This window comes from Streptomyces gobitricini, from assembly GCF_039532985.1.
GTDB classification, from domain to species: domain Bacteria; phylum Actinomycetota; class Actinomycetes; order Streptomycetales; family Streptomycetaceae; genus Streptomyces; species Streptomyces gobitricini.
In genome coordinates this window covers 1-19,041 of sequence record NZ_BAAASR010000038.1, presented here as the reverse complement: position 1 = coordinate 19,041, position 19,041 = coordinate 1, and the positions used below count along the sequence as shown (strand labels likewise).

At 73.0% G+C, this 19,041-nt stretch carries 21 protein-coding genes; 18 read left to right on the top strand and 3 right to left on the bottom strand.

All coding sequences use genetic code 11. The annotated features are described in order from the left end of the window. The gene (gene tgmA / locus ABD347_RS27030) at positions 1-195 is read right to left on the bottom strand and encodes a putative ATP-grasp-modified RiPP (protein WP_344366082.1); all 195 of its coding nucleotides are present in this window, start codon (positions 193-195) and stop codon (positions 1-3) included. A 130-nt stretch (positions 196-325) separates the two neighbouring features. On the opposite strand from tgmA, the gene ABD347_RS27025 reads away from it, so the two are divergent. Then, entirely contained in the window at positions 326-820 is a 495-nt protein-coding gene (locus ABD347_RS27025) for a YchJ family protein (protein WP_425575774.1), read from the top strand. Between the two features lie 35 nt (positions 821-855). Next, positions 856-1,149 (top strand): DUF2283 domain-containing protein, encoded by a 294-nt coding sequence (locus ABD347_RS27020; protein WP_344366078.1) that lies wholly within the window; start codon positions 856-858, stop codon positions 1,147-1,149. Positions 1,150-1,249: 100 nt separating this feature from the next. Here the strand turns inward: ABD347_RS27020 and ABD347_RS27015 are convergent, their stop codons facing one another. Both ABD347_RS27015 and ABD347_RS27010 read right to left on the bottom strand, forming a co-directional pair. Continuing rightward, complete coding sequence (locus ABD347_RS27015) at positions 1,250-1,510, bottom strand: hypothetical protein (protein WP_344366075.1); 261 nt, start codon at positions 1,508-1,510, stop codon at positions 1,250-1,252. A 213-nt stretch (positions 1,511-1,723) separates the two neighbouring features. Further along, on the bottom strand, positions 1,724-2,980 hold the full coding sequence (locus ABD347_RS27010) for a PucR-like N-terminal domain-containing protein (RefSeq protein WP_344366074.1): 1,257 nt from the start codon (positions 2,978-2,980) through the stop codon (positions 1,724-1,726). 521 nt (positions 2,981-3,501) lie between these two features. Here ABD347_RS27010 and ABD347_RS27005 point away from each other — a divergent pair. The 16 genes from ABD347_RS27005 to ABD347_RS26930 all read left to right on the top strand — a co-directional run. Next, positions 3,502-4,155: a hypothetical protein gene (locus ABD347_RS27005; RefSeq protein ID WP_344366072.1), complete on the top strand. Its 654-nt coding sequence runs from the start codon at positions 3,502-3,504 to the stop codon at positions 4,153-4,155. A gap of 119 nt (positions 4,156-4,274) precedes the next feature. Beyond that, positions 4,275-5,774, top strand: coding sequence for a DUF6801 domain-containing protein (locus tag ABD347_RS27000; RefSeq protein WP_344366070.1), 1,500 nt, complete (start codon positions 4,275-4,277; stop codon positions 5,772-5,774). A gap of 189 nt (positions 5,775-5,963) precedes the next feature. Then, positions 5,964-6,947 (top strand): ABC transporter ATP-binding protein, encoded by a 984-nt coding sequence (locus ABD347_RS26995; protein WP_344366068.1) that lies wholly within the window; start codon positions 5,964-5,966, stop codon positions 6,945-6,947. Beyond that, positions 6,944-7,816 (top strand): MlaE family ABC transporter permease, encoded by an 873-nt coding sequence (locus ABD347_RS26990; protein WP_344366066.1) that lies wholly within the window; start codon positions 6,944-6,946, stop codon positions 7,814-7,816. The genes ABD347_RS26995 and ABD347_RS26990 overlap by 4 nt, the downstream gene beginning before the upstream one ends. Before the next feature lie 2 nt (positions 7,817-7,818). Continuing rightward, entirely contained in the window at positions 7,819-8,625 is an 807-nt protein-coding gene (locus tag ABD347_RS26985) for an MlaE family ABC transporter permease (RefSeq protein WP_344366065.1), read from the top strand. Further along, positions 8,622-9,857: an MCE family protein gene (locus ABD347_RS26980; RefSeq protein WP_344366062.1), complete on the top strand. Its 1,236-nt coding sequence runs from the start codon at positions 8,622-8,624 to the stop codon at positions 9,855-9,857. The genes ABD347_RS26985 and ABD347_RS26980 overlap by 4 nt, the downstream gene beginning before the upstream one ends. Next, positions 9,854-10,885, top strand: coding sequence for an MCE family protein (locus tag ABD347_RS26975; protein WP_344366060.1), 1,032 nt, complete (start codon positions 9,854-9,856; stop codon positions 10,883-10,885). The genes ABD347_RS26980 and ABD347_RS26975 overlap by 4 nt, the downstream gene beginning before the upstream one ends. Beyond that, entirely contained in the window at positions 10,882-12,018 is a 1,137-nt protein-coding gene (locus ABD347_RS26970) for an MCE family protein (protein WP_344366059.1), read from the top strand. The genes ABD347_RS26975 and ABD347_RS26970 overlap by 4 nt, the downstream gene beginning before the upstream one ends. Continuing rightward, positions 12,015-13,190: an MCE family protein gene (locus tag ABD347_RS26965; protein ID WP_344366058.1), complete on the top strand. Its 1,176-nt coding sequence runs from the start codon at positions 12,015-12,017 to the stop codon at positions 13,188-13,190. Before ABD347_RS26970 ends, ABD347_RS26965 begins: the two co-directional genes overlap by 4 nt. Further along, positions 13,187-14,305, top strand: a complete 1,119-nt coding sequence (locus tag ABD347_RS26960) for an MCE family protein (protein ID WP_344366057.1) — start codon at positions 13,187-13,189, stop codon at positions 14,303-14,305. Before ABD347_RS26965 ends, ABD347_RS26960 begins: the two co-directional genes overlap by 4 nt. Then, positions 14,305-15,501, top strand: a complete 1,197-nt coding sequence (locus tag ABD347_RS26955) for an MCE family protein (RefSeq protein ID WP_344366056.1) — start codon at positions 14,305-14,307, stop codon at positions 15,499-15,501. Before ABD347_RS26960 ends, ABD347_RS26955 begins: the two co-directional genes overlap by 1 nt. Next, positions 15,498-16,001: a hypothetical protein gene (locus ABD347_RS26950; protein ID WP_344366054.1), complete on the top strand. Its 504-nt coding sequence runs from the start codon at positions 15,498-15,500 to the stop codon at positions 15,999-16,001. The genes ABD347_RS26955 and ABD347_RS26950 overlap by 4 nt, the downstream gene beginning before the upstream one ends. 14 nt (positions 16,002-16,015) lie before the next feature. Further along, complete coding sequence (locus ABD347_RS26945; protein ID WP_344366052.1) at positions 16,016-16,591, top strand: hypothetical protein; 576 nt, start codon at positions 16,016-16,018, stop codon at positions 16,589-16,591. Positions 16,592-16,617: 26 nt separating this feature from the next. Beyond that, a complete protein-coding gene (locus tag ABD347_RS26940) occupies positions 16,618-17,139 on the top strand; it encodes a hypothetical protein (protein WP_425575773.1) in 522 nt (173 codons plus the stop codon). A 52-nt stretch (positions 17,140-17,191) separates the two neighbouring features. Then, complete coding sequence (locus tag ABD347_RS26935) at positions 17,192-17,986, top strand: hypothetical protein (protein ID WP_344366048.1); 795 nt, start codon at positions 17,192-17,194, stop codon at positions 17,984-17,986. Further along, positions 17,983-19,041: lytic transglycosylase domain-containing protein (locus ABD347_RS26930; protein ID WP_344366045.1), on the top strand; the 1,059-nt coding region annotated here is incomplete at its 3' end. The genes ABD347_RS26935 and ABD347_RS26930, both read left to right, overlap by 4 nt.

Sequence of the window (19,041 nt, the reverse complement as noted above, 5' to 3'; positions counted from 1 at the left end):
TCAGTCGTCGAAGTGCGTCTGGGAACCGGCGGTGGACGTCGTCGTACCGGTGGCCAGCAGCACCGCGCGGTCACTGATCGCCGGACGCCCGTCGGGCAGGACGTTCAGCTGGAGCGCCGGGTCGTAGACGTAGAGAGCGGTGGCGTCCTCCGAAGCCTTCTGCGGACGCGCGTAGCCGCACGCGAACGGCTGCATGATCCCCTCCATCACTCGTCAACTTCGGTACATGTGACGGTACGCGGTCGAGGCGTGGTGATCTCACCACTCTCCGTCACGACATGGGCACCGGATCGCGCGCTCGCCGCCGACCGGCAGAATGGGGCACATGCCCCGACGCGCCTCCGCCCGCCGCCCCACCCCCCGTCCCACCTCCCGCGACGCGCGGTCCGCCGGACGTCCGCGGCCCGCGCCCGAGGTGCGTGCCGACGGCCCCTGCCCATGCGGACTGCCCGCCGCCTACCAGGCCTGCTGTGGCCGGTTTCACACCGGGGAAGCCACCGCCCCGACCGCGGAACTGCTGATGCGCTCCCGCTACAGCGCCTTCGCCGTCCACGACGAGCCGTACCTGCTGCGCACCTGGGCGCCGGCCACCCGGCCCCGGAGCGTCGACTTCGACCCGGCCATGCGCTGGACGGGCCTGGAGATCGTCGACACCACGGACGGCACCCTCTTCCACACCACCGGCACGGTCACCTTCGTCGCCCGCTACACCCACCGGGGCGAGCCCGGCGCGATGCGCGAGCACAGCCGCTTCGAGAAGGCCGACGGCGCCTGGGTGTACGTGGACGGGGCCGAAGCGCCGGCCGGGGCGGCGGAATGACGGGCCACGACCGGTCCCCGTCCTGGAGCGGCCCTGTGCAGATCACCCACGACCGGGAGAACGACACCGCGTACGTCTCCCTCGCCGCCCGCGTCCCCGACGGCGCCGCCGTCCGTCAGGTCACGGTCGCGGGCCCCGGTGGAGGGACCGAGCTGACCCTGGACTTCGACGGGGCGGGGCGTCTGCTGGGCATCGAGGTCCTCGGTGCCCGAGCCGGGCTCACCGCGGAAGTCCTCGGGCCGGCCGGCTCCGACGGCCGGGGGAGTACCGGCCCCGACGGCCGGGGGAGTACCGGCCCCGACGGTCGGGGGGCTGCCGGCTCGTCATGACGCGCCCCGCCGCGCGGCCGGCGGGGCCCGGTCCCACACGGGGCCCGGCTGCCGTGCGAGGCCCCGGTTGCCGCGCGGCGGCCGCGCCAGGACGGGCCGCTCAGCGCCAGGCCGCGCCCGGCCGCAGCAGCAGGCCGGGGTTGTACGCGCCGAGCACCTTGTTCGCCCGGGCCAGCGCCGCGAGCGCGTGTTCGCGGTCCGCCTGGTCCTCGGAGCACAGCGGCGCGCGGAACCGGTACACCTCACGGGCCGCGCACTCGGCGTCGAGCTCCGCCTGCAGGATGCCGATCGGCATGCACGACCCGATGAGGGCGGCGACCCGGTCGGGGATCGGGACGGGGACGAGGGGCGACGCGGTCACGTGGAGTCCTTCATTGGTCAAGCCTGCTTGTGGCAGTCGTCTGTTTGCTGTGCTCCCTCCATGGGTACAGCATCAGGTTCCCGTTTTCCCCAAGGGTTTGTATCTGTGCTGCAACCGTTTGCTCCGGTGACCGTACCTTTTCGGTTGTGCGGGAGCGGCCGACCGTCCCGGAGGCGGGCCGATCACCCGACGCCCCGGTCCACCGGCGGGAGTTCAGCGGGCCGGGTCCGTACGGGGCGAGGGCCGGCCGCCGTGCCGGCCCCCGGTCTCCGCGGCGCGCAGGTGCAGGGCCCGGAGCACCGCCTCGGTCGCGAACCTGGAGCGGGGGTCGGCGAGCCGGCCGCCGAAACGCGCCTCCAGGTTCCGCATCCGGTAGCGCACGGTCTGGGGGTGGACGTCGAGCAGCTCGCCCATCTGCGCGGCGGTGCCGCGGGTGTCCAGCCAGATGCGCAAGGTCTCGACGAGCCGGTCGCGGCGGGTCGGGGTGAGCCCGGCGAGCGGGGCGAGTTCACGCTCGGCGAGCTGGTCCACGAGGGCGGGGTCGGCCAGGAGCCAGAGGGTGATCAGATGGTCGGCGGCCAGGGTGAGCGGGGCGTCCTCGACGACCCCCGCGTCGATCAGCTCCAGCACGCGGCGGGCCCAGCGGAGCGAGTCCGCCGCGGAGGCGGTCGGGACGGTGAGGCCGACGGCGCCCCGGGTCGCGGACAGCGCCGCCTCGAGGGCCTGTCTGCGCGTGTCGTCCAGCGGGCCGGGAAGGAGCAGATGCGGCTGGGGGTCGCTCAGGTCGATCAGGACATCGTTGTCGAGTTTCCCGGACCGGGAGAGCCGGGCCGGGGCGCGCAGGGCGACGAGCGTGACCCGGTCGGGCAGGGGCCAGCCGGTCTGCTCGGCCAGGTCGGCGACGGCGGTGCGTGGCACCGGCGGCCCGGCGAGGACCAGGTGGAGCAGCCGTCTGCGTAACGCCTCGGTCTGTTCGACGGTCTCCGCGCGAACCTGTAAGTAGCCCTCGCGGGAGAGGGCTTCCAGCTCGTCGACGTAGGCGAAGAGGGCGTCGGCGAAGCTGAGCATCAGGGAGGGGGACAGGTTGTAGCGCCTCCCCACCTTCTTGGCGCGTCGCAACGCCACCCGGGCCCCCAGGCGGTAGGCGCTCTGCAGGGTCTCCATACTGCGCCCCTCGTACGCCTCGAACCGGCCGAACCTCCGGCACATCTCGTCCCGCAGGGTCGTGGGGGCCGAGGGGGAGGCGACCTGATCGACGAAGGCGGAGATGCTCTGCTCCACGCCGAGGCGGATCGCCTGGCCGTAGGGACCGTTGAGGAGGCGGGCGTACTCGGGGTGGGCGCGGGTCACCTCGATGCCTATCTCCTGGATGAGGCTGGGCAGTTCGGGCCGGATGATGGCGGCGAACTCCTGGGGGAGCGGTCCCAGCGGCTCGCCCGCGTCCGACGGCTGGGTGGTGGACCGGGGCATGGCGGGTTGCCCCTCCTTCTCCGGGTGTGCCGGTGGGGAGGTGGTGGGGGAGCGCGTGGAGGGAAGCGCTCCCACGTGCGGACGGGGGCCGAGCATTTCGTGGGTGCTGAACATAGACCAGGAGCTACTGGAAGCGCATCAGTTCGGACCGGGGCGCCGGGCGCGCCGCGCATATCTGGCCGAAGCCCGACCGTCACCCCGGCCCCGGGGCGGCCGAGGCGATGGCGAAGGGGCGGGAGTACTCACCGGCGGACAAGAAACCCCGGCGATCTGTTGCCCGGGCGACAAGAAAATACCCGCCGGTAAGAGTGGTGGGGAAAACTCACGGGCGAGTATTGCGCGGCCGGTTACTCGCTCGTAGCGTCGGTCGCGCAAGGTGCTCGACCTGGTGGCCGTCCGAAACAGGCCCCGCGTTCCGTGAAATGAGCCGCTGCCGCTTTTCCCCACCGTGTACGAGCCGCATACAAGGCGGGGAAAAGCGGTCATCAGGTACGCCCCACCCCCTCAGGAGGGAACAGCCCGTGCGACGTATTACCAGAATCTCCGCCATTTCCGCCGCCGCGTTACTGGCCGCCGCCGGAGTCTCCGCGACCACCGCCTCGGCCGCCCCCCAGGCCCAGTGGACCGTCGCCAACCCGGCCGCCAACGACGCCTTCAGCGCCACGAACGTCGCGGCCGCCAACGCCGTACTCACCAACGTCACCACCGGCGCCACCATCACCTGCTCCGTCTACGCCGCGACCGGGACCGCCGTCGACGGCGTGTACGCGAGCGGCGCCGGCCTGGCCACCATCGGCAGCGCCACGTTCGGCACCTCCGCCACCAAGTGCAACGGCCCGCTGGGGTCGAAGTGGGTCTCGCAGTCCGTCCAGCCCATGAAGCTCAACGGGGTGACCTACGGCGGGGGCGTCACCAAGGGCACGCTGACCGGCATCAAGGTGACCCTCACCGGAACCAGCCTGCTGGGCACCTGCAACGCGACGATCGAAGGCTCCGCCAACACCGGCAGCTACACCAACGCCACCGGCGTGCTGGAGATCGTGCCCGACACGACGCCCGCGCTGACGGTGAGCAGCGCGTCCGGCTCGTGCGCCGGCCTGATCAAGGCCGGTGACAAGGCCAAGTTCGGCGCCACGTACAAGGTCTCGCCGGTCATCACGGTCACCAGCCCGTAAGCGTCACAAGGGCGGGCCCGTACCGAGTCGTGCGGCCGGAGAGCACCGGCCGCACGGCCACGCGCGGGTCCGCCTCCACCGCGGAGACGGACGGCAGCGGGTGATGTGGGGGTTGACCGATGGGCAACAGTACGAGTGGCGGGAACCCGCGCCGGCGGACCTGGGCGCGCACCGCGTCGATCGGTGCCACGGTCCTCGTGGCGGGGCTCGTGCCCGGCACCGGCACCGGGATCGCCGTGGACGAGGGCGTGCGGCCCGTCGACGTGGACTTCGCCTACCGGTGCGCTCTGCCGGGCGGCGAACACCCGGCGGAGGTACGGGTCTCGGCCGCACTGCCGCAGCAGGCCGCGGCCGGCCGGCCGGTGCGGCCCACGGACGTGCGGGTCGCCGTGCGCCTGCCCGCGGAGGCGGTGGCCGAGCTCGGCGCCCTCGGCGCGGCGACCGCGAACGGAGCGGTGCGCCTCACCGGGCGGGTGGCACAGGGCGACGACACCGCGGACCTGCCCTGGACCCGGCTGACCGCCCCCGATCGTGCCCTGCCCGCCACGGGGCCGTACACCGTCGAAGGCGCGGGCGGCGTGCCCACCGTGACCGCCTCCGCCGGGGGCGACCTCACCTTCTCCACCGGTCCCGTCACCCTGGACCTGCTCCTGCGCCAGGCCGACAGCACCCCCACGACACCGCCCGGGCTCTCCGTCACCTGCGAGCCGGAACCGGACCAGGACCTGACCATCGGCCGCGTCGCGGTCCTCGCGGCGCCCGGCGCGGACGAGCGGCCACCGGCCGTGGACGAGCCCTCCCCCCGCCCCGGCGACCCGGCGGACGGGGCGGCTCCCGCACCGCCGCCACGCCCGCCCACCGGCGAGGAACCCGGCCACCGGACCGGCCCGGCCGGCGAGTGCGTGGAGGAACCGCCCACGCCCCAGGACCCCGTACCGAGCCACGGCTACATCGCCGGCTTCGCCAACGTCCTGAAACTGGGCTCGGCCATGTTCATCAAGGACCCGGGGCTGATGAAGGTCGACATGGCGAAGGCCACCCAGACCTACCAGTGCCCCCGCGACGACGGGCTCGTATTCACCATGTACAGCGACGCCACTTTCGCATACGACGGGAAACCGCAATTGCCCCCGGTGCGTTCGACGTTCCTCACTTTCGGGTTCATGCCGACGACGGCCACCGCGGAATTCACGCTGGACGCGCCGATGGAGATCGCCACCGGGAGCTACTTCTCGCCCGACGGTCAGTTCTCCGAGGTCACGAAGGGGACCGCGAAGCTGTGGGTGCGGCTCCGTGACGTGAAGGTGAACGGAACCCCGCTCGACGTCGGACCCGCGTGCCGCACCGCCCGGCCCATGGAACTGTCCCTGACCGGCCGCGGCTCGTACGACGCCGAGGGCCGGCCGCACGGCTACACCGTGGTCACCGGCGGCCCGCTGACCGGCACCGCCACCATCCCCGCGTTCCGCGGCTGCGGTGTCACCGAGGACCTGGACCGGCTGTTCACGGCCTCCCTGTCCGGAGGCGGCAACCACACGAAGATGACCCAGGGCGTGCTGTGCTCCCCGGGCCAGCCGGAACACTGCCCCGACCCGCCAAAACCGAAGCCCGAGCGGTGAACCCGGCGGGCGCCCCTGCGCACGCGGCGACAAGGAAACGGAACCGGTTTGTCATGCGGTGACAAACCGTCCGGTCACTCCGGGCACGTCGTGACGCGGCGCTTGTCGAAGTCCTCCGAGTGACCGTAACGTGCGGCCCCCGACGCACTTTTGTCACTTCCCCAGCAAGAGCGGGACCCGGGAGTTGTGGTGGGAACAGAAGTGGTCGTCGAAGGACTCACCAAATCCTTCGGCAAACAGAATGTCTGGCAGGACGTGACCCTCACCCTGCCCGCCGGCGAGGTGAGCGTGATGCTCGGACCGTCGGGCACCGGAAAGACGGTGTTCCTGAAATCCATCATCGGACTGTTGAAACCGGAGCACGGACGCGTTCTCATCAACGGCGTCGACATGGTGAACAGTCCCGAGCGCGACATCTACGAGACCCGGAAGCTGTTCGGCCTGATGTTCCAGGACGGGGCGCTCTTCGGCTCGATGTCGCTGTTCGACAACATCGCCTTTCCGCTGCGCGAGCACACCCGCAAGAAGGAGTCGGAGATCCGGCGCATCGTCATGGAACGGATGGAGATGGTCGGACTCGTCGGCGCCGAAGGGAAACTGCCCGGCGAGATATCCGGCGGAATGCGCAAACGCGCCGGCCTGGCGCGCGCCCTCGTCCTCGACCCGCAGATCATCCTCTGCGACGAACCCGACTCCGGCCTGGACCCGGTCCGCACCGCGTACCTCTCGCAACTGCTGATCGACCTCAATGCCCAGATCGACGCCACGATGCTCATCGTCACGCACAACCTCGACATCGCGGCCACGGTCCCGGACAACATGGGAATGCTGTTCCGGCGCAACCTGGTCACCTTCGGACCGCGCGAAGTCCTGCTCACCAGCGACGAGCCGGTCGTGGCTCAATTCCTCAGCGGGCGCCGCGAAGGCCCCATCGGCATGTCGGAGGAGAAGGACGCCGCGACGCTCGCGCGTGAGCAGCGCACGCCCGCCTCGCACGCTCCCCGCGCCCTCGCCCCCCAGCTGGAGCCCTCGGCCGGCCTGCCGCCCCGTGCCGCCGTGCCGCGCCGCCGCGAGCGGGTCCTCGCCATGCTGCCCCACCTGCCGGAGCCCGCCAGGGCCGCGATCCTGCGGAGCTACGCCCCCGCCGGTACGGTCGGCGGTCCCGCCTCATGACCGCCGACCACCCGGACGTACCCCGCCCCGCCCACCCGCCGCGAGGCGTCCGACGCGGGGGCTACCGCCGCGGGGCGGACGCCCGAGGGCACCGGCCGCCCGCACGGGCGCTGGCGCCGCTGCGGGAGACGGGGCGACTGTTCGCGCTGGCCGTCACCGTGGCACGGGACATCTTCCGGCGGCCGTTCCAGTTCCGCGAGTTCGTCGAACAGTTCTGGTTCGTCGCGAGCGTCACCATCCTGCCCGCCGCACTCGTCTCGATCCCGTTCGGCGCGGTCATCGCCCTCCAGGTCGGTTCGCTCACCCAGCAGCTCGGCGCCCAGTCGTTCACCGGCGGGGCCAGCGTCCTGGCCGTCATCCAGCAGGCCAGCCCCCTGATCGTCGCCCTGCTGATCGCCGGCGCCGGCGGTTCCGCCATCTGCGCCGACCTCGGCTCCCGCAAGATCCGCGAGGAGCTGGACGCCATGGAGGTCATGGGGGTCTCGCCCGTCCAGCGCCTCGTCGTGCCCCGTGTGCTCGCCACCATGCTCGTCGCCGTCCTCCTCAACGGCATGGTCTCCGTCGTCGGCACCCTGGGCGGCTACTTCTTCAACGTGATCATGCAGGACGGCACCCCCGGGGCCTACCTCGCGAGCTTCTCCGCCCTCGCCCAGCTCCCCGACCTCTGGATCAGCGAGATCAAGGCGCTGATCTTCGGCTTCCTCGCCGGCATCGTCGCGGCCCACCGAGGTCTCAACCCACGCGGCGGGCCGAAGGGGGTGGGCGACGCGGTCAACCAGTCCGTCGTCATCACCTTCCTCCTCCTCTTCTTCGTCAACATGGTCCTCACCGCCATCTACCTCCAGGTCGTCCCGGCGAAGGGAGCCTGACGATGGCTTCCCCGCTCGCCTGGCTCGACCGCTCCGGCGACCACCTCATCTTCTACGTCAAGGCCCTGGCGTGGACCCCGCGCACCCTGCGCCGCTACTCCCGCGAAGTGCAGCGCCTGCTCGCCGAGGTCGCCTTCGGCAGCGGCGGCCTCGGCGTGATCGGCGGCACCGTCGGCGTGATGATCGCCATGACTCTGTTCACCGGCACCGTCGTCGGCCTCCAGGGCCACGCCGCGCTCAACCAGATCGGCACCTCCGTCTTCACCGGCTTCATCTCCGCCTACTTCAACACCCGTGAGATAGCCCCGCTCGTCGCCGGCCTCGCCCTCTCGGCCACCGTCGGCGCCGGTTTCACCGCCCAGCTCGGCGCCATGCGCATCAACGAGGAGGTCGACGCCCTCGAAGCGATGGGCGTGCGGTCGATGCCCTACCTCGTCACCACCCGCATCATCGCGGGCGTCGTCGCCATCATCCCGCTCTACGCGATCGGGCTGCTCTCCTCCTACGCGGCGTCCCGCACGGTCACCGTGCTGTTCAACGGCCAGTCGGCGGGCACCTACGACCACTACTTCACCCTCTTCCTCTCGCCGGACGACGTCCTGCTCTCCATCCTCAAAGTCCTGATCTTCAGCGTGCTGGTGATCCTCGCCCACTGCTACTACGGCTTCCGCGCCACCGGCGGCCCGGCCGGCGTCGGCGTCGCCGTCGGCCGCTCCGTACGCAACGCCATCGTGCTGATCAGCGTGACCGACTTCTTCCTCTCGCTCGCGCTGTGGGGCGCGACCACGACCGTGAAGGTGGCCGGATGAACAAGACGACCGTACGCAGACGGCTCGCCGGGGTCGTGTTCCTGCTCGTGCCCGTCCTCCTCGTCCGGCTCTCGCTGGCGGTGTACGACAAGGAGTTCACCCGGGACGCCACGATCACCGTCCTCACCGGCAGCGTGGGCAACGAGATGCACCGCGGCGCGGAGGTGAAACTGCGCGGCGTGGTCATCGGCGAGGTGCGCGACATCCGCGCCGACGGCACCGGCGCCCGGCTCACCCTCGCCCTCGACCCCCGCCACCTCGACCGGGTCCCGGCCGACGTCACCGCCCAGATGCTGCCCACCACCCTCTTCGGCGAACGGTTCGTCGCCCTCGTACCGCCCCGCGTCAATCCGTCACCCCTCGCCCTCACGGCCGGTGACACGATCCCGCAGGACCGCTCCTCCAACGCCGTCGAGCTGGAACAGGTCCTCGACCGGCTGCTCCCGCTGCTGACCGCCGTCAAGCCGGCAAAGCTGTCCGCGACGCTCACCGCCGTCGCCCAGGCCCTCGAAGGACGCGGGCAGCAGCTCGGCCGCACCCTCGTCACCCTCGAGGCGCACCTGAAGCGGCTCAACCCCCACCTGCCCGCCCTCAACCGAGACATCGCCCACCTCGTCGAGGTCAGCCGGGTGTACGGCGACGCCGCCCCCGACATCCTCGACGCCCTCACCGACTTCACCACCACCAGCGGCACCATCGCCGACCAACAGGCCGGGCTCGCGGACCTCCACGGCGCCACCACCGCCTCCGCCCAGGACCTGACGGCCTTCCTCCGCGACAACCGGAGCAACCTCATCCGGCTCTCCGCCGCGTCCCGCCCCACCCTCGAACTCCTCGCCCGTCACTCCTCCTCGTTCCCCTGCACCCTGCGCACCCTCGCGGGCTTCGTCCCCGCCATGGACAAGGCGCTCGGCGAGGGCACCGACGAGCCTGGCCTCCATGTGAACGTCCGGACCGTCCCCTCCCTCGGCCGGTACGTCCCCGGCAAGGACCGGCCCGTGTACGACGCGACCGGCGGCCCCCACTGCTACGCCGTGCCGTACACCGGCGAACCCGCCCCCGCCTCCCGCGCGGGCGACCAGGGTCTCGGCCTGCCCAACTCGCCGCAGGAGAACCAGCTCGTCAACGAACTGATCGCCCCGGGCCTCGGCACCGCGCCGCAGGCCCTCCCCGACTGGAGCACCGTCCTGACCGGACCCGTCTTCCGCGGAGCGGAGGTGACCCTCGAGTGAAGCGCCGCTCCCTCGCCGGACCGCTCGTCAAATCGCTCGCCTTCATCGTGGTGACCGTCCTCGCCACCACCGTCCTCGCGTTCTCCGTCGCCAACAAGGGCGTCGGTGACACCGTCACGTACAAGGCCCGCTTCACCGACGCCACCGGCCTCGTCGAGGGCGACAGCGTCCGCATCGCGGGCGTGAAGGTCGGCCAGGTCGAGTCGATCAGGGTCGCCGACCGCCGGGTCGCCGAAGTCGCCTTCGCCGTCCGCCGGAACCGCGCCCTGCCCGCCTCGGCCACCGCGTCGATCAAGTACCTCAACATGGTCGGCCAGCGCTACGTCGACCTCGACCGGGGCACCGGCCCCGTCGGGCGCTCCCTGCCCGCCGGTGCGGTCATCCCGCTCGAACGCACCACTCCCGCGCTCGACCTCACCCAGCTCTTCAACGGGTTCCGGCCGCTCTTCCAGGGACTGTCGCCGAACGAGGTCAACGCCCTGGCCGGCTCGATCGTGCGGGTCCTCCAAGGGGAGGGCGGCACCGTCGACGCCCTCCTCCAGCACGTCGGTTCGCTCACCACCACCGTCGCGGGCAAGGACAAGGTCATCGGAGAAGTGATCAAAAACCTGAACACGGTGCTGAAGACGGTCAACGCCCGTGAAGCCGGCTTCAACGACCTCGTCGTCACCCTGCAGCAGCTCGTCAGCGGCTTCGCGGGAGACCGCGAGCCCCTCGGCGAGGCCATCACCGCCATGGGATCGCTCACCACGGTCACCGCCGGGCTCCTGGAGGACGGGCGCACCCCGCTCAAGGCAGACATCCGCCAGCTCGGCCGCCTGTCCGGCCAACTGGCGGAAAGCAGCGACCGGGTCGAGAACTTCCTGCGCACCACGCCCGAGAAGATGCGGGCCGTCGGACGCCTCGCCTCGTACGGATCGTGGCTCAACCTCTACCTCTGCGAGGCCACCGTCACCGGCGTCACCACCGACGACGGCTCCCCGCCGCCCACCGGCATCGCGATCACCGAACCGAGGTGCCGCGCATGAGACTCCCGCGCCCGAGCGTCCCCCGGCCCCGGCTCCCGCGTCCGGGATTGCCGAAGCTCCGCCTCCCGCGTCCCCGCCTCCGGCGCCCGGGGCGTCCCCGCGCGGAACGGCCGGCCTTCACCCCCGTACGGGAACGCGACCCCGTCACCGTCGGCGTCGTCGGCCTGCTCCTCCTCGCACTCGTCGCCCTCGGCGCGTACAAGGTGGACGCCCTGACCGGCGGGACCACCGCCTACACCGCCGACTTCACCGAAGCCGCCGGGCTCGACGAGGGCGACGAGGTACGCGTCGCCGGAGTCAAGGTCGGCGAGGTGACCGCCATCGGGCTCGACGGAGCCAAGGTCACCGTGGGCTTCGAGGTCGACGAGACCACCTGGATCGGCGAGTCCAGCACCGCCGCCATCGCCATCAAGACCCTGCTGGGCGAGAAGTACCTGGCCGTCGACCCCCTGGGCGGCCGCGCCCAGAACCCCGCCGAACGCATCCCCGTCTCCCGCACCACCTCCCCCTACGACGTCACCCAGGCCCTCACCGGCCTCGGCGACACCATCGACGCCATCGACACGCAGGCCCTCGCCGAGAGCTTCAGGGTCATCACCGCCACGTTCGCGAACTCCCCGCCCGATGTGCGCAGCGCCGCCACCGGCCTCTCCGCGCTCTCCCGCGCGATCTCCTCGCGCGACGCGCAGCTCGCCGAACTCCTCAAGGGCAGCAGACGGCTCACCAGGACCCTGGAGGGGAAGAAGAGCAACGTCGAAACGCTCCTGGCGGACGGCGGCCTGCTCCTCGGCGAACTCCAGGCCCGCCGCGACGCCATCCACCGGCTGCTCACCGGCGCCCGGGACCTCGGCACCGAACTCACCGGCCTGGTCCAGGACAACAGCCGGCAGCTCGGTCCCACCCTGACCGCGCTCAGCCGGGTCACGGGCGTCCTGCTGAAGAACCGCGACAGCCTCGACCGGACGCTCGCACTGGCCGGTCCGTACTACCGGCTCGTCGGCAACACCCTCGGCAACGGACGCTGGTTCGACACGTACGTCTGCGGCCTCGTCCCCAAGCACTACCTGGCCCCCGGCACGCCCCCCGCCACCGGGTGCATGCCGCCCAAGCCGGCAGGAGGCGGTGCCCGGTGAACCTCCGGCGTGCCATCGGCATCACCACCGGACTCGCCCTCGTGGCCTTCGCCGGCGCCTCCGGTGTCATGGCCCTCGACGAGTCCGGGACCACACGCGTCACCGCCCGCTTCGACCGGGCCACCGGTGTGTACGAGGGCTCCGACCTCCGGATCCTCGGGGTGCGGGTCGGCACCGTCGGCCCCGTACGCCCCAAGGGCAAGGAGGTCGAGGTGACCCTGCTGATCGACGAGGGCGTCCGGGTCCCCGCCGGCGCCCACGCCGTCATCGTCGCGCCCAGCGTCGTCGCCGACCGCTACATCCAGCTCGCCCCCGCCTACACGGGCGGGCCGGAGATCCGGGAAGGCGCCGTGCTGCCCGCCGCCCGCAACGCCACACCCCTGGAGGTCGACCAGCTGTACGCGTCCATCACCGAGCTGAGCGAGGCCCTCGGCCCGAAGGGCGCCAACGCCGACGGCGCGCTGGCCGGGCTCCTCGACACCGGCGCCGCGAACCTCCGGGGCAACGGCAAGGCCATCGGCGACTCCATCGAGGAGTTCGGCAAGGCGGCGAAGACCCTGGACCGGAGCAGCGGCGACCTCTTCGCCACGCTCACCCACCTCCAGTCCTTCACGACCATGCTGAAGAACAACGACGGCGACGTCCGCACGGCCGAACAGCGGCTCGCGACCGTCACCGGCTTCCTCGCCGAGGACAAGGAGAACCTCGGCGCCGCGCTCAAGGAACTGGGCACCGCGCTCGCCCGGGTCAAGACCTTCATCCAGGACAACCGCGGCAGCCTGAAGAAGAACGTCGACCTCCTCGTCCCGCTCACCCGGACGCTCGCCGCCCAGCGCGCCTCGCTCGCGGAGGCGCTCGACACCGCGCCCCTCGCCGTCGGCAACGCCCTCAAGGCGTACGACCCGCTCCACCGCACCTTCAACGGCCGCGCCGACATCAACGAACTCAGCTTCGGAACCGGCACCGGCACCCCGGGCACCTCGGACGTCCCGGGTGCCCCAGGCATCCCAGGCCTTCCAGGCACGGCGGGCGCCCCGGACGCCCCAGGACCGTCCGGCACACCGGACGGTCTCGTCCCCGTCACCCCCGACCGCCGCGAGGCACTGCCCGCACTCCCGCTGCCCGCCGTCGGCACCGTCTACGGGACACCGGGGAAGGGCGGCCCGCGGTGAACCGGCCATCCCGTACCACCATCACCGGCCTGGCCGCCGCCCTCGTCCTCGCCGTCGGTCTCCCGGCGGCCGTCGCGAGCTGCGACGTACCGGCGGGAGGCCTGGAGCTGTCCGGCATCGAGCAGTTGCCGCTGCCCGGCGGCGCCGACCTCGGCGACCGCCCGTACGAGATCACCGCCGAGTTCGCCGACGTCCTCAGCCTCGTGCCGCAGTCCGCGGTCAAGGTGAACGACGTCGCCGTCGGGCGCGTCACCCGCATCGCCCTCGACCGGAGCGACTGGACCGCCACCGTCACCATGCGGGTCAACGGCGAGGTACGGCTCCCGGCCAACGCCTACGCCCACCTCGAACAGTCCAGCCTCCTGGGCGAGAAGTACATCCAGCTCACCGCGCCCCCCAAAGCCCACGGCACTCTCGGCGACGGCGCCCGCATCCCCAGGAACCGGACCAACCGCAACCCGGAGGTCGAGGAGGTCTTCGGGGCCCTGTCGATGCTCCTCAACGGCGGTGGCATCCAGCAACTCCGCACCATCACCACCGAGCTGGGCACAGCCCTGCGCGGCAACGAGACCGAGGTCCGCTCCCTGCTCGAACGGCTCAACACCCTTGTCGCCGGCCTCGACGGCAACAAGAGCAACATCACCGCCGCCCTCGACGGCGTCAACCGGCTCACCGCCACCCTCGCCAGCCGGGAACGGGACGTGGACAAGGTCCTCACGGGCCTCACCCCCGGCCTGAAGGTCCTGGAGAGGCAGCGCGGCTCGCTCCTCACCATGCTCAGCGCGCTCGACACCCTCTCCGGCGTCGCCGTCGACACCGTCAACAGGAGCAAGGCCGACCTGATCGCCGACCTGAAGGCCCTCGGCCCCACCCTCCAGGCGCTCGCCGACTCGGGCAAGGCCCTGCCCGACTCGCTCGAGGTGCTGCTGACCTACCCGTTCACCGACGAGGTGCTGCGCGGTGTCAAGGGCGACTACCTCAACGTCTACCTGGACCTCACCGCCGCGCCAGGAACGCGGATCGTCCCGGCGCTCACGCCCCCGGACGACACCGCACCGACCACGCGCACCGGACCGGCCCTGCCCCTGCCCCTGCCGTCCGCCGGGAGGAACTGATGCTGACCCCCGCCATCCGGCTGAAGAACCTCGCCTTCCTCCTCATCGGCGCTCTCGTCCTCGGCGTCGTCGGCGTGCGGTACGCGGACGTCGGCCACCTCGTCGGCCTGCGCGACCACTACACCGTACGCGTCCGACTCGACTCCACCGGCGGGCTGTTCACCCACTCCAACGTCACCTACCGAGGCGTCTCGGTCGGCCGCGTCGGCCCCATCCGGCTCACCGACGACGGCGTGGAGGCCGAACTGCGGATCAAGGACTCGGCGCCCGACATCCCCGCCGACCTCGAAGCCGTCGTCGCCAACCTCTCCGCCGTCGGCGAGCAGTACATCGACCTCCGCCCGGCCTCCGACAGCGGTCCGTACCTGCGCGACGGCGCGGTCGTGGCCCGCTCCGACACCCGGACCCCGGCGCCCGTCACCACCGTACTGAGCGGGGTGGGCGACATGGCGGCCTCCATCGACCTGGAGTCGCTGCGCACGGTCGTCGAGGAGTTCGGTACGGCGCTGAACGGACGCGGCGACGACCTCCAGGCACTGCTGGACGGCGGAAGCGACTTCGTCCTCGCCGCCGAGGAGGCGCTGCCCGCCACCTCCCGCCTGATCGTCGACGGCGAGACGGTGCTGCGGACCCAGGCGGAGGAAGGGAAGGCGCTCACCTCGTTCGCCGCCGGGGCCAAGGAACTCGCCGCGCGGCTCAAGGCCTCCGACACCGACCTGCGCGCCCTGATCGCCGCGGCCCCGGAAGCGGCCGGCCAGGTCAGCGGAGTGCTGCGGGACCTCGACCCGGCCTTCGGCGTCGTGGTGGCCAACCTCCTGACCACCTCGGAGGTGGCGGTGACCCGGCAGCGGGGCATGGCGGAGTTCCTGGTGCGGATGCCCGCCGTCGTCGCCGCCGGAGCGACCGCCGTGACCGCCCAGGGCGTCAACCTCGGCATGTCGGTCACCTTCTTCGAGCCCCTGCCCTGCACGGCGGGATACGGCGGGACGACGTACCGCAACGGGCTGGACCTGTCGTCGCCGCCCGCCCTCAACACCTCGGCCCGCTGCGCCTCCCCGCCGTCGAGCGGCATCAACGTCCGCGGCTCCGCCAATGCCCCCCGGGGCGGCCCGCCGCCGCCCCCGGCCGCGGCGCCCGGCGGGGCACCGGCCGCCGACGGCATGGGCGACCTGCTCGGGCTGGGGGACGGCCGGTGAACCGCCGGTGGGGGCGGGGGTGGTGGCCCGCCGTCGCGGTCGCGGTGGCGGCCCTGCTGTGCGGCCTGGCCGGATGGTCGTACGTCCGCGCCGCGGGCGACGGGACGCGGGCGTACGCCGAGGCGCGCGACGACGCCCTGGCGGCGGGGCGCGGGCACGTCGCCCGCCTCAGCAGCGTGGACGCCTCACGCCCCGACACGGCACGGGCGCGATGGCTCGACGCGACCGCCGGGGACCTCCACGAGCAGCTGAAGGCGACCGACCCGCGCAAGGCCACGGGCGGCGCTTCCACCCGAGCCACCGTCACCGACGCCGCTCTGACCGCCCTGGACGACCGGGCCGGCACGGCCGAGCTCATCGCGACCGTACGTGTGGAGACCACGCCCGCCGGCGCGCGACCGGGCGGCACGGACCGCAAACGCCTGGAGGCCACCCTCGCCCGCACCGGCGACGGCTGGAAGGTCACCGCCCTGACCGCCGTACCGGTGGCCGGATCGTGAAGGGAGCCCACACGGTGAGGAGCCCCATCCCCGCACCGCGCTCGTCCACCGAGAACGGCCCCGCGCCCGCGCCTCCCGCGCGGCACCGGCCCGCACGGCGCCGGACGGCCGTCGTGCTGGTGCTGGTGCTGGCGCTGCTCGGCTGCGGGGCCGGGCTCCTCCTCCGCGCCCAGCAGCTGACCGGAGCGCCCGCCCTGCGCAACCGGGCGCTGACCGACGCCGAGGCCACCTCCCGGGTGGCGGGGGAGGTCGGCGGAGCGCTCGCCCGGGTCTTCTCGTACGGCCCCGGGGACACCGCCACGACCCGGCAGGCGGCCCGGCGGCTCCTCGCGGGCAAGGCGGCCCGCCAGTACGAGGCGCTGTTCGGCCAGGTCGAGCAGCGGGCGGCACAGCAGAGGCTGACGCTCACCACCCACGTCGTACGCGCCGGCGTGACCCGGCTCGACGACCGCGGCGCGCACCTCCTGGTCTTCCTCGACCAGGTGGCGCAGCGCGCAGGCAAACCCGCCACCACGGTCGCCGCGCAGCTCTCCGTCACGGCGGAACCGCACGACGGCCGGTGGCGGATCGTCGACATCCGATCGCGATAGGGGGCACCCCACCGATGGCCCGCACCATGAGAGGCAACCCGCTCCTGACGGCGGCGGCCGCGCTGGCCCTCCTCGCCGCCGGAGGCGCCGGCTGGGGCGGCTGGTCCTGGTACGCGGCGGCCCACGACGAGTCCACCGCGTACGCCACCACCCGCGACGAGGTGCTCGCCGCGGCCGAGCAGGCCGTCCAGAACATGAACACGCTCGACCACCGCGACCTGCGGCGCGGACTGGACACCTGGCAGGACTCCGCCACCGGCGACCTGCTGGCCCAGCTCACCGACGGGCGGCCACAGTTCGAGCGGCAGATCCAGCAGGCGAGGACGGTGACCTCGGCGAAGGTGCTGTCCGGCGCGGTGACCGAACTGGACACGCGGGCCGGACGCGCGAGCGTGATGGTCGCCCTCCGGGTCACGGTGACCCCGCCCAAGGGCAGGCCCGCCGCGAAGGAGAGCCGGATGCTCGGCGAACTCACCCGCACGCCCGCGGGCTGGAAGCTCAGCGCCCTCGGCCAGGCACCGGTCGGCAACACCGCCGCCGCCGACTGAGAGCGCCCCGAGAACCCCGCCGCCCCCCGAGGAACCGAGAGGACCCGGAACCATGTCGACGACCCGTCACCTCATCAACCGGCGTCGCCGCCTGGCGACGGCGCAGGCCTCCCGCCTCACGGCGGTACCACCCCCGCCCGGCGCCGAACGCCCCGATCCCCTCAAGCAGCACGAGCCGGATGAGAAACACGAGCGGCCAGGGCGGCCAGGGCGGCCCGAGCTGCCCGATCGCGCCGGGCTGCCCGATCGCGCCGATCGGGCCGGGCGGCCGGAGGGCCCCGACGACACCGACAGCGCCGGGGCCGAGTCACCGTCGCGGACTCGGCCACGTCGCCGGCCACTCGCCGCGCTGGGCGTCCTCACCGTCCTCCTGGGCGGCTTCGCCGCCTGGGCCACCGCGGAGACGGCCGCCCTGCGCGACACACCCTCCGCCCGCAACACCGCGCTCACCGACATCGCCCGTACCAGCGAGGTGAAGGGCCGGATCACCAAGGCGGTCGGCGAACTCTTCTCGTTCGACTACGCGGCGACCGCGTCGGCGGACCGGGCCGCCCGCACCCACCTCACCGGCAAGGCCGTCGAGCAGCACCGCGCGATGCTCGCCCCGGTCCGGGCACGGGCGGCCGAGCAGAAGCCCGTCCTCACCACCACCGTCACGCACAGCGGCGTGGAGCTCATCGACGGCGACCGGGCACGGGTGCTGGTCTACGCGGACCAGAACCACACCCGTACCGCGGCCAAGAAGGCCGAAACCGCCCACGGCGCCGCCATGTTCGCGGTCGAGGCGGTCCGGAAGGACGGCGCGTGGCGCATCGCCGTCATCGACACCCTGGGAGCGGGTTCATGAGGTTACGAGGGCGGCCGCGGGCGGGCCGGGGAGTCATCCGGACGGCGGCGGCCGTGGCCGCGATGGCCGCCCTGACCGCGTCGCAGGCCCCGGGGTCGGTCCGGCCACCGGTGCCGGCCGCGGAGGAACCGGAGGTGGGCGGCACCTCCCGGTCCGTCGTGGGCCGGTCACCGGACGACGGCGCCTACCACACGGAGTTGCCCCCGCTCACCTCGCCCACTCCGCCCCGGGCGCCCCGGCCCGGCGGCGTCCCCCCGGCCGGCCGCGCCGGTCCGGCCGACGCCCACGCCGGGATACCCGCCACCGTCCTGGCCGCCTACCGGCGTGCCGAGGCCGCCGTCGCCCGCACCGACCCGGGCTGCCGGCTGCCGTGGCAACTGCTCGCCGCGATCGGCAAGGTCGAGTCGGGCCAGGCGCGCGGCGGGCGCGTCGACGCGCACGGCACCACACTGGAGCCCATCCTCGGTCCGGTCCTCGACGGCCGCGGGTTCGCCCGGATCACGGACACCGACGACGGCGCGTACGACGGTGACACGGTGTACGACCGGGCGGTCGGGCCCATGCAGTTCATCCCCTCGACCTGGGCCCGCTGGGGCGCGGACGGCAACGGCGACGGCCGCCGGGACCCCGGCAACGTCCACGACGCCGCCCTCGCCGCCGGGCACTACCTGTGCGCGGGGGAGCGGACCCTCACGGTCAGGGCGGACCTGGACCGGGCGGTGCTCGGCTACAACCACTCGGGCGCCTACCTGCGGACCGTTCTGGCCTGGCTGGCCTTCTACCAGCGCGGCGCGCACCCGGTGCCGGACACCACGGGCGTGCTCCCGGTGAGCCCCGGCGCGGGCCACGGCACCGGCGGCAGGGGTACGAAGCCGGGCCCGCGCCCCGGCCCCGGCCCGGGCCCGGGTGGTGGAGGCGGCGGGATCGTGGTGGGCCCCCAGCCCCCCACCCGCCCGCCCGTCGTGCCCGGCCCGCCCCCGCACCCGACCGGGCCGCCCGTCACCCCGCCCGCCTCTCCGCCCCCCGCCCCGTCCCCGTCCCCCACGCCCACCCCC